A 14,131-nucleotide genomic window follows, 5' to 3' on the forward strand; every position below is an offset into this window, starting at 1 on the left:
CCGCGTTGGTGCCGGACGACGGTTGACGTTCTGCGCGCTCCCCGCCGCCGCCGGTGGCTGGCTGCTGATCGGCCCGATGCCCGCCGACGGCGGCGTGCGCGTGCGGGCCGTGAGCGGCGAGGAGCGACGCTACCCTGCCACCGAAGCCGTCGCTGCGGACGCGCCCGGTGCGCTTTGGGCATCCCAGCAGGTCGGCGAACTGGCCGACGACCCCGCGCGACACACCGCAATGGCGGAGCTCGCCCGGCGCTACGGCGTCGCCGGCCCGGCGATGTCGTTCCTCGTGCTGGAGACACCCGACCAATATCTCCGCGCCGGCCTGGCCCCGCCCGCCGGCTTCGCGGACGAATGGATGACGACCTACCGCGCGGCGAAGGTCGAGCATGATGCGGAGAAGGCGGGTGCGCGCCAGGAGCGCCTCACCCATGTGCTCGGCCAATGGGCGGATCGGGTGACATGGTGGAACACCCGCTTCACGCCGCTCGCCCGCGTGCAGCGGCGCAAGCGCGGCAATGATGCGACCGAGATCATGCCACCCGCGATGGTGGTGCCGCCGCCGCCGCCGCCGGCGATAGCGGCGCCAGCCCCGGTCGGGGCCGCGGCGGACGACGACTCGTCCGCCAACATCGTCGTCACCGGCTCACGGGTACGACCGGGCACGACGCCTGCGCCCACCCGGCGACCGTCGTCCACGATCACCCTCGATCTCGCGGATCTCACCGCGCGTCGTCCCTATATCGCGGCGCTCGCCACGGCCGCGCCCGGCGACCGGCTGCGCGTGCTGGCGGAGCAGGAGCGCGCCTATGGTGCCGCGCCGACCTTCTACCTCGACACCGCCGACTGGTTTCGCGGCAAGGGAGACCCCGCCACCGCGATGCAGCTGCTGCTCTCGGCACTGGAGCTGCCGCTCAGCGACGACGAGACGCGCCAGATCGTCGCCTTCCGACTCGAACGCGACGGCGCGCACGATCGCGCGGTCGAACTCGCGGCCGCGCTCGCCGCCGCCAATGACGGGTTCCGCCCGCAACCGGCCCGCGCGCTGGCGCTGGCGCTGGCGGCGCGCGGGCACGCGAGGGGATTGGCAGGTCGCCCGGATCTAGAGCGCGCGTTCGCGCTGCTGACCGACGCCGCGCTCGACCCCGCATCGCGGGAATATGACGGGCTGGAGGTGATCGCGCTCGCCGAGGCCAACGCGCTGATCCCCGCGATCGAGCGGGCCGGCGGGCGCTGGTCGCTCGACCCGCGACTGGTCGGGCGGCTCGATACCGACGCGCGGATCGTCATCGAATGGACCGCCGACGATGCCGACATCGACCTGTGGGTGAACGAGCCCAATGGCGAGCGCGTCTATTATGGCGCGCCGCTGAGCAGTGCCGGCGGCCGCATCTCCAACGACATGACCGACGGTTACGGCCCGGAGGAATATGCCATCCGCCGCGCCCCGCCGGGCGCCTATCAGGTCAGGATCAACGGCTATGACGCCGATCGCATCAACCCCAATGGCCCGGGTCACGTACTGGTGCGCCTGATCCGTGATTTCGCGCGACCCACGCAGCAGCAGACGCTGGTCGATCTGGACCTGTCGTTCCAGGACGGCCGGGATCGCGACCGGGAGGACGGGACCCGTCCGGTCGCCACGCTCCGCGTCGGACCCTGAGGCGCGAGGTGCCCTCAAAATCCTGATCGAACCGCATAAAGCGCTCCCCGGCGTCCGCCGGGGAAGGCTGACTCAGCGCCGCTGAAACGCGCTCTAGATCGCCTCCAGCATACGCCCGCGCGCCGGCTCCACGTTGCTCGTGGCCAGTCTGGCGGCCGCCAGGATCGACGCTTCGCTGAAGGGCTTGCGCACGAAGCCCAGAGCGGGCGTGGGCTGTTCGATCTGGGCGGGATTGGCGGTCACGAACACCACCTTGACCCCATGATCGCGCGCCATGCGCAGCGCGATCGATGGCCCGGTGCAGCCGTCGCGCAGATTGACGTCGACAAACGCGAACTGGCACTGGTCGGCCACCTCCATCGCCTCCTGACGATCCGCGGCGATCGCCACCACCTTGTAACCTGCGTCCTGCAGTATCCGCTCCAGATCGAGGGCGACGAAGATCTCGTCCTCGACGATCAGCGCCGTCTTGCTCATGAGTTGATCCAAATCATAAGGTAGCCAACGCCGCGTCGGCGTTACCGTTCCCGGGCCGTTAACGACGGAGCAGGAAAATGGCATGTTCGGCGAGCAGGTTGGCCGCGCCCGACCCGCGCCGCCGGTCGCCGGCCAGGAACCATTCCCGCTCCACCGTCAGCCCCTGTTCGCGCACAAAAGCCCGGAAATCGTCCACCGTCAGATGATGGATGTTGGGGGTGTCGTACCAACGCTCGGGCAGCAGCCGCGTGACCGGCATCCGCCCGCCCCACAACAGGCTCATCCGCACCCGCCAGTGCGCGAAATTGGGAAAGCTGACGAATGCCCGGCCGCCGATCCGCAGCAGTTCGCCAAGCACCCGATCGGGTGCGTGGCACGTCTGCAGCGTCTGGCTGAGCACCGCATAGTCGAACGATCCGTCGCGATAGTCGGCGAGGTCGACGTCCGCGTCGCCCTGTACCACCGACAGTCCGCGTCCCATCGCGGCCGCGACGTTGCCCGGATCGAGCTCCAGCCCCCGCGCGTCGACGCCCTTGCCGTCGCGCAACGCCGCCATCAGCGCCCCGTCGCCGCAGCCGACGTCGAGCACCCGGCTGCCTGGCGCGATGTGCGCGGCGATCAGCGCCAGGTCGGGGCGCAGGGCTTCTCCCCTCCCGCCTGGGGAACCGGCGAAAGTGGTACTTTCACGAGAGCCCTCGGGAGGGCTCGGGGGTGGGCCTGTACCGGACACCGTATTGCAATGCCCACCCCCAGCCCCTCCCGCAAGCGGGAGGGGAGATCCGGCAGCCCCTCCCGCAAGCGGGAGGGGAGGTTCGTCGGCAGCCGCTCCCGCAAGCGGGAGGGGAACTATGCGCCCGTTCCCAAGAACCCACGCACGATTCGCTCCAGCTCGGGTGAATCGAGCAGGAAGGCGTCATGGCCGAACGGACTCGACAGCTCCACGAAGCTGGTCGGCGCGCCGGCGGCGTTGAGCGCCTGGACGATCGCGCGCGAGTCTCGCGTCGGGTACAGCCAGTCGGTGTCGAAGCTGACGATGCAGAACCGTGCGGTGCTGTCCCGGAAGGCATCCGCCAGCCGCCCGCCATGCTCCTCGGCGAGATCGAAATAGTCCATCGCACGGGTGATGTAGAGATAGGAGTTGGCGTCGAACCGGTCGACGAAGCTCAGCCCCTGATGGCGCAGATAGCTTTCGACCTGAAAGTCGGCGTCGAACCCGAACGTCCTCGCGCCATCGGGGCTGTCGGGCCGCGCCTGCAGCCGTCGCCCGAATTTCTGCGTCAGCCCCGCCTCCGACAGATAGGTGATGTGCGCGGCCATGCGCGCCACCGCCAGCCCCGCCGCGGGCGGATCGTCAGAGGCGTAGTCGCCGCCATTCCAGCGCGGATCGGCCATGATCGCCTGCCGCCCGACCTCGTGAAAGGCGATGTTCTGCGCCGTGTGCCGCGCGGTCGAGGCGATCACCATGCACGCCCGCACCCGGTCCGGAAACGTCGCCGCCCAGCTCAGCGCCTGCATCCCGCCCATCGACCCGCCCACCACGGCCGCCAGGCTGGCGATGCCGAGATGATCCAGCAGCAAGGCTTGCGCACGCACCATGTCGCGGATCGTGATGACGGGAAACGCCATCCCGACCGGCGTCCCTGTCGCTGGGTCCGTCGACGCCGGTCCGGAAGACCCCATGCAGCTGCCCAGCACGTTGATGCACACGACCAAGAACCGGTCGGTATCGATCGGCCGCCCCGGCCCGACCATGCTGGTCCACCAGCCCGGCTTGCCGGTGCGGGGCGAAGGCGAGGCGACGTGTTGGTCCATCGTCAGCGCATGGCAGACGAGGACGGCGTTCGACGCATCGGCGTCGAGCGCGCCATAGGTCTCGTACGCGACCTCGATGGGCGCGAGCGATCCGCCGCCGTCGAGCGCCAGCGGCCCGGGCAGGGTCACCCGGCGTTCCAGCCCGAAGCGCGCGTCCGTCATGGCCGCGCGTCCTAGGCGAGGGCGGCGACAAACTCTATCCCGCCCCCGACAGCGTCAGCGCGCCGACCAGCGCACCGATACCCAGCACCACCGGCGTCGCCAGCTTGCTCTTCCACCGGTACATCACCACCAGCGCGCAGACGAAGACCAGTGCGGCCACCACGAGGTTGGCCGCGTTGCCGACCACGCCGCGCGCGAGTTCCACCAACGTCACCGCGATCACCCCGACGACGGCCGCCGCGACGCCGGCGAGGAACAGCTGCAGCCGCTGGTTCTCGACCACCGCCTCCAGCCGCTCGTAGAACAGCAGCGAAAAGGCGAACGCAGGCAGGAACATCCCCGCCGTGATCGCCAGCGCGCCAGCCGGACCACCGCTGATCCAGCCGACAAAGGTCGCGAAGATCACCAGCGGCGCGGGGAGCACCCCGGCGATGCCGACGCCGTCGAGGAACTGCGCATCGGAGATCCAGCCGCGCCCGGCCGTGTCCGCGCGCACGAACGGGATCGCAGTGTACGCCCCGCCAAAGGTCAGCAGCCCGCCCTTCAATCCGGCGAGGAACAACGCCGCCATGGTCGCCGGACCGGACACGGCGGACGCGGCACGCGAGCTGTCTGGCAAAACCGTGATGACGATCCCGGTAACGGCAACCGCGGCAATGATCGTGAGAGCGGCGGAACGATAACGCCCGCTCGCCGCGAATACGTATGCCAGCCCGCTCGCCGGCAGCACGATCCAGAAACTCACCCCCGCCAGCATCGCCAATGCCGCGCCGACCGCAACCGCGATCAGCAACCGTTCGAGCAGGATATGCTCGCCGATCCGATGCACCGCGCGCAGCATCACCGCCAGCACCGCCGCCTGCACGCCCCCGAACATCGCGGTGGCAAGCGCCCCGCCGACCGGCAATCGCGTATAGGCCCAGGCGGCGGCGAGCATCAGCAGCAGGCCCGGCAGCATGAACCCCAGCCCCGCGAGCACGCCGCCCCACCGCCCCTTCGCCTGCACCCCCAGATGCACGCATAGCTCGTGCGCCTCCGGCCCGGGCAGTACCTGAAACACCGCCAGCATCCGGTTGAAGCGTGCCGAGCTGATCCAGCGCTCCTCGTCGACCAGCTCGCGCCGGATCATCGCGATCTGCGCGACCGGCCCGCCGAAGGCTAGAAACCCGAAGCGCAGGAACCGCACAAACAACGCGGCATGGCTCATCGCCGGAATCCCCGCCTCGCGTTCCGCTGCCCCGTCCGCCTGCATGTCGGCACCATTGCGCCCATGCCCGCGCGCGTCACGCGCTATGTCGTTGTCCGCTCGAAAGCCGCGCTTCGAAGCGCAAGGGATGACGGTCCGCGCCGCTGCCGCTACACGCCCGGCCATGACCATCGCCACCGCTCCGCAGCCCAAATCCTGGATCATGGACATCGCGCCGTACATCCCCGGCCGTTCGACCACCGACGACGGCCGCAAGGTGGTGAAGCTGTCCTCGAACGAGAACCCGCTCGGTACCCCCGCCGCCGCGCGGCAGGCGTTCATCGACGCCGCGACCAGCCTCGAACGCTATCCCGACGCATCCGGTTCGATCGTCCGCGAGGCGCTCGCCGAGAAGCACGGGCTGGACCCGGCGCGCATCATCTACGGCAACGGCTCGGACGAGGTGCTGCACCTCGCGGCAGGCGCGTTCGCCGGGCCGGGGGACGAGGTGATCTTCGTCCGCTTCGGCTTCGCGGTGTACGAGATCGCCGCACGGCGCGTCGGTGCGACGCCGGTGATCGCGCCGGACAAGGACTACGCGACCGATATCGACGCGGTGCTTGCTCACGTCACCGATCGCACTCGCGTCGTCTTCATCGCCAACCCCAACAACCCGACCGGCACCTATGCGGCCAAGGATGAGATCGCCCGCCTCCACGCCGCGCTTCCGGCGCACGTGCTGCTCGTCCTCGACCACGCCTATGCCGAGTATATCGACGGGAACGCGCAGGACGCCAAGGACGATGGGGGCATGGCGCTCGCCGCCAGCGCGCCCAACGTGCTCGTGACGCGCACCTTTTCGAAGATGTACGGCCTGGCCGCCGAGCGCATCGGCTGGGGCTATGCCGCCGCGCCGATCATCGACGCGATGCACCGCATCCGCCTGCCCTTCTCCATGACCATCGCCGGCCAGCACGCTGCCGTCGCGGCGCTCGGCGACACCGCGTTCGTCGACCACGCCCGCGCGCATAATGCGCAATGGCGGCGCTGGTTCTCCGACGAGATCGCCAAGATGGGCAATGCCGGCCTGCGCGCGATCCCGAGCCAGGCCAATTTCGTGCTGGTGATCTTCGAGGGCAAGCTCACCGCCGAGGTCGCGTACAAGGGCCTGATGGACGCCGGCTACATCGTCCGCTGGCTGCCGGGCCAGGGCCTGCCCCACGGCCTGCGCATTACGATCGGCACGGCGGACGAGACGCAAGGAGTCGCGGCGGCGTTGCGCGCGCTGGTGGAGGGCGCGTGATCCGCTCGCTCCGTCATCCCGGGCTTGATCCGGGATCCAACGTGCCGCAAGCCCAAGCTTCTGAGCCGCTTGTCCTGTGCTGGCCGCCTGCTGGACACCGGATCAAGTCCGGGGTGACGAACTAATGCTCCCCTTCGCCCGCGTCACGATCATCGGTCTCGGCCTGATCGGCTCCTCAATCGCGCGCGCGGTGCGCGCCGAGATGCCGAGCGTCCGCGTCACCGGGCATGACGCCGACGCGCAGGTGCGCGAGACGGCGCGGCGGATCGACCTGTGCGACGACATCACCGACACGCCTGGCGCGGCGGTGATCGACGCCGACCTCGTCATCCTGTGCGTCCCCGTCGGCGCGATCGGCACGGTCGCGGCCGACTTCGCGGGCGACCTGCCCACCGACGCGATCGTCAGCGATGTCGGCAGCTGCAAGGCGGAGGTTGCGCGCGCGCTGCGCGAGGCGCTGCCGAACGCGACGCTGGTCCCCGCCCATCCCGTCGCCGGCACCGAACAGAGCGGGCCGGAAGCCGGCTTTGCGACGCTGTTCCACCGCCGCTGGTGCATCCTGACGCCGCTTGACGACACGCCCGAACCTGCGACCCGGCGCGTCGAGGCGTTCTGGCAGCGGCTCGGCGCCGACGTCGAGGTGATGACCCCCGACCACCACGACCGCGTGCTCGCCATCACCAGCCACCTGCCGCACCTGATCGCCTACACCATCGTCGGCACCGCCAGCGATCTGGAGGCGGTGACGCAAAGCGAGGTGATCAAATATTCCGCCGGGGGTTTCCGCGATTTCACCCGCATTGCCGCCAGCGACCCGACGATGTGGCGCGACGTCTTCCTGACCAACCGCGAGGCGGTGCTGGAAATGCTGCAACGCTTCAGCGAAGACCTGACCGCGCTGCAACGCGCGATCCGGGTCGGCGCCGGCGACCAGCTCTTCGACCATTTCACCCGCACGCGCGCGGTGCGGCGGTCGATCGTCGAGCAGGGGCAGGACGACGCGGCGGCGGATTTCGGGCGCACTCACGACTGAACGGGCCGAAAGCGTCAGGTTCGGCTGGTCGGCTGCCGTCTATCATGATGGAGGTTGTCGACACCGCGCCATCAGCATCTACCAAGGGCGGCATCGGCAGAAACCGCCCAGGCATTGCCGGCTGCGACACGCTGCCGTGCTCCTGCCTGCGCCGTGGAGGCATGTGTGGCCAGATTCTATTTCCATTCGCGCGACCCTGACGGCGAAGTTCTGGACCCGGACGGCGTCGAGTGTCGCGACCTGGGCACGGTCGCCGATTACGCGTTGCGAAACGCGCGCGACGTGATCGCCGGCGGTGCGCAAGAGGGAATCATCGATCTGACCGTGCGCATCGATGTCGAGGATGAGGCGGGGTGCATCGTGCACAGCCTGGCGTTCGGCGATGCCGTGACGATCACCGCCTAGACTGTCACGGGCGCAGGCGACCCCGAACTACCCTTTTCCGAGCGGCGCGATCAGGCGGGAATATTCTCGTTCGGCCAAGCCGTAGCTGTCCCCGGCGATCTCGCGGAGGCGCGCGCGGTCGAGGATCGTCACCAGCCCGCGCGTGCTGCGGATCGCGCCGGTTCCCTCGAGCGTGTGGAGCGTCACGGTGACCCCCGACCGCCGCACGGCGAGCATCTGCGCCATGAACTCATGCGTCAGCTCCAGTCGATCGCTGTCGACCCGGTCGTGGCATACCAACAGCCAGCGGGCGAGTCGCTCCGCCAGTTGATAGTGAGCGTTGGCCATGGCGGTCGCGGCGGTCTGCACCGCGAGCACATGGACGAACTGCAGCAGCACGCGGCGCAACCCGGGACTCTGGTCGCTTGCGGCGAGCAGCGCGTCCGAGGCGATGTGGAGCGATGACGCGGCCTCGATCTGCATGAAGCACCGGTGCGGAGACTTGCCCGCCCCGAGGAGCACGGGCGCGCCGGACATGCCTTCCCTGCCGAATAGGCCCAGTTCGACGGTTTCACCCTCCTCGTCGTCCACGACGATCGACGCAATGCCGCCCTCGGGAAAGTAGACGCGCTCGATCGGGGTTTCCCTCTCGAACAGGTGCTTTCGCACCGGGAGGTGGGTTCGCTCGAGGCTGGGTTCCAGCAGCGCGTAGTCTTCGGGCGCCAACGCGCGCAACAGGAGGTTGGCGGTCGACGCCTGCGAGGCCGAGGTCATGGCGGTGCTTCCGGGTCGGGGCGGGAGCGCGCGCATCTCTCAGCCGCTCGCGCCCTGATGTCGGCAAGCGATTGCATGCACATAGCACGGATCGCCCGGGTCGCCGCTCTTTGTGCGCTGGCGTACGCTCTCCCGAAAAGGCGAGCCGTCGGGCATCGCGGTAACGCGAACCCCTCCTGTCCGTCGATCCGAACCTAGATCATCGGGTAACGCGCAACTCGTTGGGAATGGGGGACCTTCCGTTCGGTAACGCACACATTATTGTGACGCGATTTAGCTCGAATTATTGATCCACATTCGCGCCGCGTATTGCGCGAGATGTTCAACCCGCTTTCCGCTGCTTGTGCTGGGCGGGGAGCAGCCTGAAGGTCCATACATGCCTCGCTCGGACGCGACCCTGGAGCCGCTGGTGCGCAAGCTGGCCCTCCACAGCGATCTGTTGCGCGAGGAGCGCGAGGCGCTCCTGAGCTTGCGATTCGAGCGCCGTCCGCTCCGCGCGCATGCACAACTGTTTCGGGGCGTGGACCCCGCGCTGCATTGCTGCGTGCTGCTGGACGGGTACGCCGCGGGCTACAAGCTGCTGCGCGACGGTAGTCGCCAGATCCTCAACGTGCTGATGCGTGGCGACCTTGTCGGCATCCAGCGTTGCCTGTTCCAGCGCGCCGATCACGAAGTGGAGATGCTGACCGACGGAACCGTCGCGACGATCGCCGCCGCCGATCTGCAGGCGCTGATGTCCGCTCACTCCGGACTGTCGCGCGCGATATGGAGCGAGTCGCTGTTCCACGGCGCGATCCAGAGCGAATGGATCGTCAATGTCGGCCGCCGCAGCGCCTCCGCCCGGTTGGGCCACCTGCTGTGCGAACTGGGGGTGCGCAACGAGCAGCAGGGCCTGGGGAGCCGCGACCAGTTCGAGCTGCCCTTGACGCAGGCGAACATCGCCGACTGCGCCGGGCTGACCGCGGTTCACATCAACCGTACGCTGCGTTCGCTGGACGAGGCGGGGCTGATCCGTCGTGGCCGCGGGCGGGTCACCATTCCGGACTGGGCGGGCCTGACCAGGATGGCGGGCTTCGATGAACAATATCTGAAACCAAAGCGGGCCGAAGTGTCGGTCTCGCCGCGTCACCAGCAACAAGGAGCCTGACGGTGCAGGATCAGATCGCCGTCTCGAACGAGACCGAAGACTATTACTACCGCCGCGCCGAAGCGGAGCTGAAGATGGCGCAGGCGGCCACCGTGCCGGCGGCCGTCAAGGCGCATTACGAGCTTGCGAACCGGTATCTGGAGCAGCTGCCAAAACCAGGCGACGATGCGGTCGCGGTCGAACAGAAACGACCTGTGCTCCGCGCGTTCGCCAAGCTCTAAAGGCGAACGTCCACACGGTCGCCATAGCGCGTGGTGTGCAGCAGCAGGCCGGCGGTGTCGGTGATCCTGATCGAATGACTGGGGCTGAAGCGATGCTCCTGCTTCATCTCCTCCCCGACCAGGAAGGGAGCGCCGGCAGCGGCCGAGATTTTGGCGGCGGCCAGGTCGCCGAACTCCAGCCCCTCCTCGTCGCGCGCCTCGACCGTGGTATGCACATGGAGCCGATCATGTCGAACACGCCCCCGATCTCGCCCACCCCCCACGATCTCACCATCACGCCGCGCGACCGTCGCTTCGGGCGCGGTCACAAGATGTCGCGCTGGTGGTTGAACGACGATCCGGTCGCCACCGCCTTTTATAACGCGCTGTCCGTGACCTTCCCCAAAGGCGAGGCCTATTTCGTCGACAGTGTCCGCCGTTTCCGCGACGGCACGCCGCCCAAGCTGGCGGGCGAGATCCAGGCCTTCGTCAAGCAGGAGGTGATCCACACCCGCGAGCATGTCGCGTTCAATCGCCATGTCGCCGAACAGGGCTATGACACGACGCCGCTCGATCGCGATGTCGATGCGGCGCTGGCGCTGACCAGGGATCGCCCGGCGATCGCAGCACTCGCCGCGACGACTGCGCTGGAGCACTTCACCGCCATGCTCGCCCACGAGCTGATCGCCAACCCGAAGCATCTGGCGGGCGGTGACGAGCAGGCGCGCGCGCTGTGGCTGTGGCACGCGGCGGAGGAGATCGAGCACAAGGGCGTCGCCTACGACACCTGGCTGCACGCGACGCGCGACTGGTCGCGGGCGAAGCGGTGGCAGGTCAAGTCGCTGGTCATGCTCGTCACCACCTGGCGCTTCTTCACCGGGCGCACGCGCGGCATGCTGGAACTGCTGCGCCAGGACGGGCTGTCGGGTCCGCGCATATGGGCGCGGCTGGCGTGGTACGCTTTCGGTAACCCCGGCATGGCCCGCAAGGTGGCGGGGGTCTGGGCGGCCTATTTCCTGCCTCGCTTCCACCCCTGGAAGCACGACGACCGCGCGCTCATCAACCTTGCCGAAAGCGATTATGAAGCGGCGATCGCGCCCAGGGTGGCGACGGCCTGATCGTCTATCGGTCGTCGAGCGCGTTCATCGCCTCCCATACGCGCCGCTCCGCCTCCTCGCGCGGCAACCCCGGCGGGATCGCCTCGCCGAAGCGATAGGTGATGACGCCGGCGCGCTTGGCTCCGCGCTTGGGCCACAGCCGGCCGCTGTCGACCGCGATCGGCACCACCGGCAGCTTCAGCACCTTGTACAGGCCGGCGAATCCCGCCTTTAGCGGCGGCCGCTCGCCCGGCGCGACGCGCGTTCCCTCCGGGAACAACAGGATCGAGCGACCCTCGGCCGTCAGCGCGGCGCCCTCCGTCATCATTCGCCGCAGCATCGCCGCCGAGGCCTCGCGGTCGACCGCGATCGCGCCGTAGACCGTGGTTGCCCAGCCCCACAGCGGGATGCGCGTCAGCTCGCGTTTCAGGATGATCGCCGGCCCGCCCAGCTCATGCTCCAGGTCGATCGCCTCGAAGAAGGACTGGTGCTTGACCGCGTACAGCACCGGCCGATCGGGTCGCGGCCCCTCGACGCGCACGGTGATGCCCAACAGCACCCGCGCGCACCAACGCTGATACCGCGACCAGGCGCTGGCGTGCCGGATCATCGCCGCCCGGCCGAACCAGGCGGAAATTGGCGTGGTCAGCACGACGAGGATCGATCCGCCATAAAAGACGATGCGAAACAGCAGCGTCCGCAAGCTGGCGATCACGTCCGCCCCGCCCAGATCGCAACCCGGCGCACCAGCAGCTTGTTGTATTCGTTGAACAACGTGCCGAAGCGCGGCGCGGTCGGCACGCCATCGCCCAGCACCACCAGCCGCGGTCCGGTCGCGGCGCGCAGCTCCATCTCCGCACGCGCGAGGTGCCAGTCAGACGTCACCAGCCGCACCGTCTTGAAGCGGTTGCGCCGCAGCCACGCCGCCGTCTCATCGGCATTGGACCGGGTATCGACCGCATCCGGCCCCAGATCGACGCAGCACGCGAGCAGCCGCGGGTCGGCGCCCTGTTCGCGCTGCAGATCGACCTTGCGTACGCCCGCGCCGACGCCCGTCACCAGCATCCGCTTGGCCTGCTTGCGCGCGAGCAGCTCCAGCCCGCGCTCGATGCGCCCCGGCCCGCCGGTCGGCACCACGACGGCGTCGGTCGTCGATCCTTCCAGCGGCCCCGGCAACAGCAGCGTGAACGCCACGAAGCCGAGCGCGTACAGGATCACCGCGACGGAGAAGAACCGCCGGATCACAGCGTCCGCCTGAGGTTCGCCAGCACCGCCCAGCGTGCCGCCAGCGTCGCCAGCACCACGAACAGCAGCGGCGTCAGCGCCAGCAGCAGCCAGTCGCCCGAACCCAGCGTCGCGCCGCCCAGCAGCTCCGATCCCAGCGCGCTGACCTGCGCGCCCATAAGCCACACCACCCCCGCCGCCGCCAGCGCGCCCAGCCCGCCTCCCGCCGCCGCGTCGAGCGCCAGCCGGCGCTGGAACAGCCGCGCCACCTGCACGTCGGTCGATCCCAGCATGTGCATCACCTCGATCGTCGCGCGGTGCGTCTCCAGCCCGTTGCGCGCCGCCAGCACCACCACCGCCGCCGCCGCCGCCGCCATCAACGCCACCAGCCCGCCCGCCAGCCAGGTCAGCGAGGCCATGAAGTCGCTGACCGGGCTCATCCACGCCTCGTGCCGGTCGACCCGCGCGGCGCCGCTCACGCGCCTGGCGACCGCCGCGACCCGCGCCGCGCCCGTTTCGCTCGGGTCGGCCAGGTCCACGTCGATCAGCGCCGGCACCGGCAGCGCCGGGTCCGCGCCGTCTCCGAGCCAAGGCCGCAACAGGCGTTCCAGCTCCGCGCGCGGCACCACCGTCGCCCGCGCGACCTCGGGCAGCGCCCGGATCGCGGCCAGAACGCCCGCCACCGCCGCGTCGCGCCGCGCCGGTTCGCCGTCCACCACCTGCACTGTCAATCGCCCCGCCAATTGCCGGTCCAGCGCCCCGCGCGCATTCGCCGTCGCCAGCCCTGCCGCGGCCGCCAGCACCAGCAGGAACAGCATCACCGCCATCACCCCGGTCATCGCGCGCAGGCCGCCGGCCTCGTCCAGCACGCGGCGCTCGTCGGTGCGCCGGTTCACCCTTCCTGCCTCGGCGGCGGATAGCGCAGCGCGCCCGTGGGATCGAGCAGCCGCCCCTTGTCGAGCCGCAGCATCACCGCGTGCGGCAGGCGGCTGAGCAGGTGGAAGTCGTGGGTCGCCACCACCACCGTGGTGCCCAGCTTGTTGAGCGAGTCCATCAGCAACAGCAGCCGTTCGGCCATGTCCGGATCGACGTTGCCGGTCGGCTCGTCTGCGACCAGCATCTCGGGCCGCCCGATCACCGCGCGCGCGATCGCCACGCGCTGCTGCTCGCCGCCCGACAGCGTCTCGGGCCGGGCATGCGCGCGCTCCCCCAGCCCGACCCAGGCGAGCATCTCCTTGACCGGCTGCAGCACGTCCGCCTCCGGCACCCCCGCCACCCGCAACGGCAGCGCGACATTGTCCGCCGCCGACAGATGCGGCACGAGGCGAAAGTCCTGGAACACCACGCCGATCCGACGCCGAAAGCCCGGCAGCCGGGCGCGCGGCATCGTCACCGCATCCTCGCCGAATAGCCGGATGATCCCTCGGCTCGGGCGCTGGGCGAGGTACAACAGCTTGAGCAGCGAGGTCTTGCCCGCCCCGCTCGCGCCGGTCAGGAAATAGAACGCGCCGCCGCGGAGGCTGAACGATACGTCCGACAGGACTTCGGGCGCCGGCGCCTCCGCCCCGCCCGGGCTGCCGTATCGCAGTCCCACATTCTCGAACTGCACGATGGTCGCCATGGCCCGCGACCTTGGCACGCCAGCCGCCCGCTCTCAAGCTTGCCACATCGGGCC

The 14,131-nt window shown here is 69.5% G+C and carries 17 protein-coding genes; 7 read left to right on the forward strand and 10 right to left on the reverse strand.

Features of this window, described 5'->3' with window-relative positions; all coding sequences use genetic code 11:
• Nucleotides 1-1,657: YfaP family protein (locus tag JWN21_RS01595; RefSeq protein WP_367182894.1), on the forward strand; the 1,657-nt coding region annotated here is incomplete at its 5' end.
• Nucleotides 1,658-1,750: 93 nt separating this feature from the next.
• Here JWN21_RS01595 and JWN21_RS01600 read toward each other — a convergent pair.
• From JWN21_RS01600 to chrA, 4 genes are all read right to left on the reverse strand, one after another.
• The gene (locus tag JWN21_RS01600; RefSeq protein ID WP_299645654.1) at nt 1,751-2,134 is read right to left on the reverse strand and encodes a response regulator; all 384 of its coding nucleotides are present in this window, start codon (nt 2,132-2,134) and stop codon (nt 1,751-1,753) included.
• A 58-nt stretch (nt 2,135-2,192) separates the two neighbouring features.
• A complete protein-coding gene (gene metW / locus JWN21_RS01605) occupies nt 2,193-2,774 on the reverse strand; it encodes a methionine biosynthesis protein MetW (protein ID WP_299645688.1) in 582 nt (193 codons plus the stop codon).
• Between the two features lie 206 nt (nt 2,775-2,980).
• Nucleotides 2,981-4,108, reverse strand: coding sequence for a homoserine O-acetyltransferase (locus JWN21_RS01610; protein WP_299645655.1), 1,128 nt, complete (start codon nt 4,106-4,108; stop codon nt 2,981-2,983).
• Between the two features lie 34 nt (nt 4,109-4,142).
• Nucleotides 4,143-5,519 (reverse strand): chromate efflux transporter, encoded by a 1,377-nt coding sequence (chrA, locus tag JWN21_RS01615; RefSeq protein ID WP_299645656.1) that lies wholly within the window; start codon nt 5,517-5,519, stop codon nt 4,143-4,145.
• Here chrA and hisC point away from each other — a divergent pair.
• From hisC to JWN21_RS01630, 3 genes are all read left to right on the forward strand, one after another.
• A complete protein-coding gene (gene hisC / locus JWN21_RS01620; RefSeq protein WP_299645657.1) occupies nt 5,479-6,597 on the forward strand; it encodes a histidinol-phosphate transaminase in 1,119 nt (372 codons plus the stop codon). The genes chrA and hisC overlap by 41 nt on opposite strands.
• Nucleotides 6,598-6,721: 124 nt before the next feature.
• Complete coding sequence (locus JWN21_RS01625) at nt 6,722-7,630, forward strand: prephenate/arogenate dehydrogenase family protein (RefSeq protein WP_299645658.1); 909 nt, start codon at nt 6,722-6,724, stop codon at nt 7,628-7,630.
• A 165-nt stretch (nt 7,631-7,795) separates the two neighbouring features.
• On the forward strand, nt 7,796-8,035 hold the full coding sequence (locus JWN21_RS01630; RefSeq protein WP_299645659.1) for a hypothetical protein: 240 nt from the start codon (nt 7,796-7,798) through the stop codon (nt 8,033-8,035).
• 27 nt (nt 8,036-8,062) lie between these two features.
• Here the strand turns inward: JWN21_RS01630 and JWN21_RS01635 are convergent, their stop codons facing one another.
• Nucleotides 8,063-8,824, reverse strand: a complete 762-nt coding sequence (locus JWN21_RS01635) for a Crp/Fnr family transcriptional regulator (RefSeq protein WP_299645660.1) — start codon at nt 8,822-8,824, stop codon at nt 8,063-8,065.
• A gap of 340 nt (nt 8,825-9,164) precedes the next feature.
• Between JWN21_RS01635 and JWN21_RS01640 the strand changes: the two genes are divergently transcribed.
• Nucleotides 9,165-9,935: a Crp/Fnr family transcriptional regulator gene (locus JWN21_RS01640; protein WP_299645661.1), complete on the forward strand. Its 771-nt coding sequence runs from the start codon at nt 9,165-9,167 to the stop codon at nt 9,933-9,935.
• Nucleotides 9,936-9,937: 2 nt separating this feature from the next.
• On the forward strand, nt 9,938-10,156 hold the full coding sequence (locus JWN21_RS01645) for a hypothetical protein (protein ID WP_299645662.1): 219 nt from the start codon (nt 9,938-9,940) through the stop codon (nt 10,154-10,156).
• On the opposite strand, the gene JWN21_RS01650 is transcribed toward JWN21_RS01645, so the two are convergent.
• Nucleotides 10,153-10,371, reverse strand: a complete 219-nt coding sequence (locus JWN21_RS01650; RefSeq protein ID WP_299645663.1) for a hypothetical protein — start codon at nt 10,369-10,371, stop codon at nt 10,153-10,155. The two genes, JWN21_RS01645 and JWN21_RS01650, sit on opposite strands and share 4 nt — an antisense overlap.
• A 12-nt stretch (nt 10,372-10,383) precedes the next feature.
• Here JWN21_RS01650 and JWN21_RS01655 point away from each other — a divergent pair, with 12 nt between their 5' ends.
• Entirely contained in the window at nt 10,384-11,253 is an 870-nt protein-coding gene (locus JWN21_RS01655) for a metal-dependent hydrolase (RefSeq protein WP_299645664.1), read from the forward strand.
• A gap of 4 nt (nt 11,254-11,257) precedes the next feature.
• Here JWN21_RS01655 and JWN21_RS01660 read toward each other — a convergent pair whose 3' ends face one another.
• From JWN21_RS01660 to ftsE, 4 genes are read right to left on the reverse strand one after another with little or no spacing between them, the layout of a single operon-like run.
• Nucleotides 11,258-11,947 carry a lysophospholipid acyltransferase family protein gene (locus JWN21_RS01660; protein ID WP_367182895.1) on the reverse strand — a complete coding sequence of 230 codons (690 nt, stop codon included), beginning with the start codon at nt 11,945-11,947 and terminating at the stop codon, nt 11,258-11,260.
• Nucleotides 11,944-12,477, reverse strand: a complete 534-nt coding sequence (locus tag JWN21_RS01665; protein ID WP_299645665.1) for a YdcF family protein — start codon at nt 12,475-12,477, stop codon at nt 11,944-11,946. The genes JWN21_RS01660 and JWN21_RS01665 overlap by 4 nt, the downstream gene beginning before the upstream one ends.
• Nucleotides 12,474-13,352, reverse strand: a complete 879-nt coding sequence (locus tag JWN21_RS01670) for a cell division protein FtsX (RefSeq protein WP_367182896.1) — start codon at nt 13,350-13,352, stop codon at nt 12,474-12,476. The genes JWN21_RS01665 and JWN21_RS01670 overlap by 4 nt, the downstream gene beginning before the upstream one ends.
• A complete protein-coding gene (gene ftsE, locus JWN21_RS01675) occupies nt 13,349-14,077 on the reverse strand; it encodes a cell division ATP-binding protein FtsE (protein ID WP_299645666.1) in 729 nt (242 codons plus the stop codon). The genes JWN21_RS01670 and ftsE overlap by 4 nt, the downstream gene beginning before the upstream one ends.
• Between the last annotated feature and the right edge of the window lie 54 nt (nt 14,078-14,131).

The organism is Sphingomonas bacterium (assembly GCF_028292945.1).
Taxonomy (GTDB): domain Bacteria; phylum Pseudomonadota; class Alphaproteobacteria; order Sphingomonadales; family Sphingomonadaceae; genus Sphingomonas.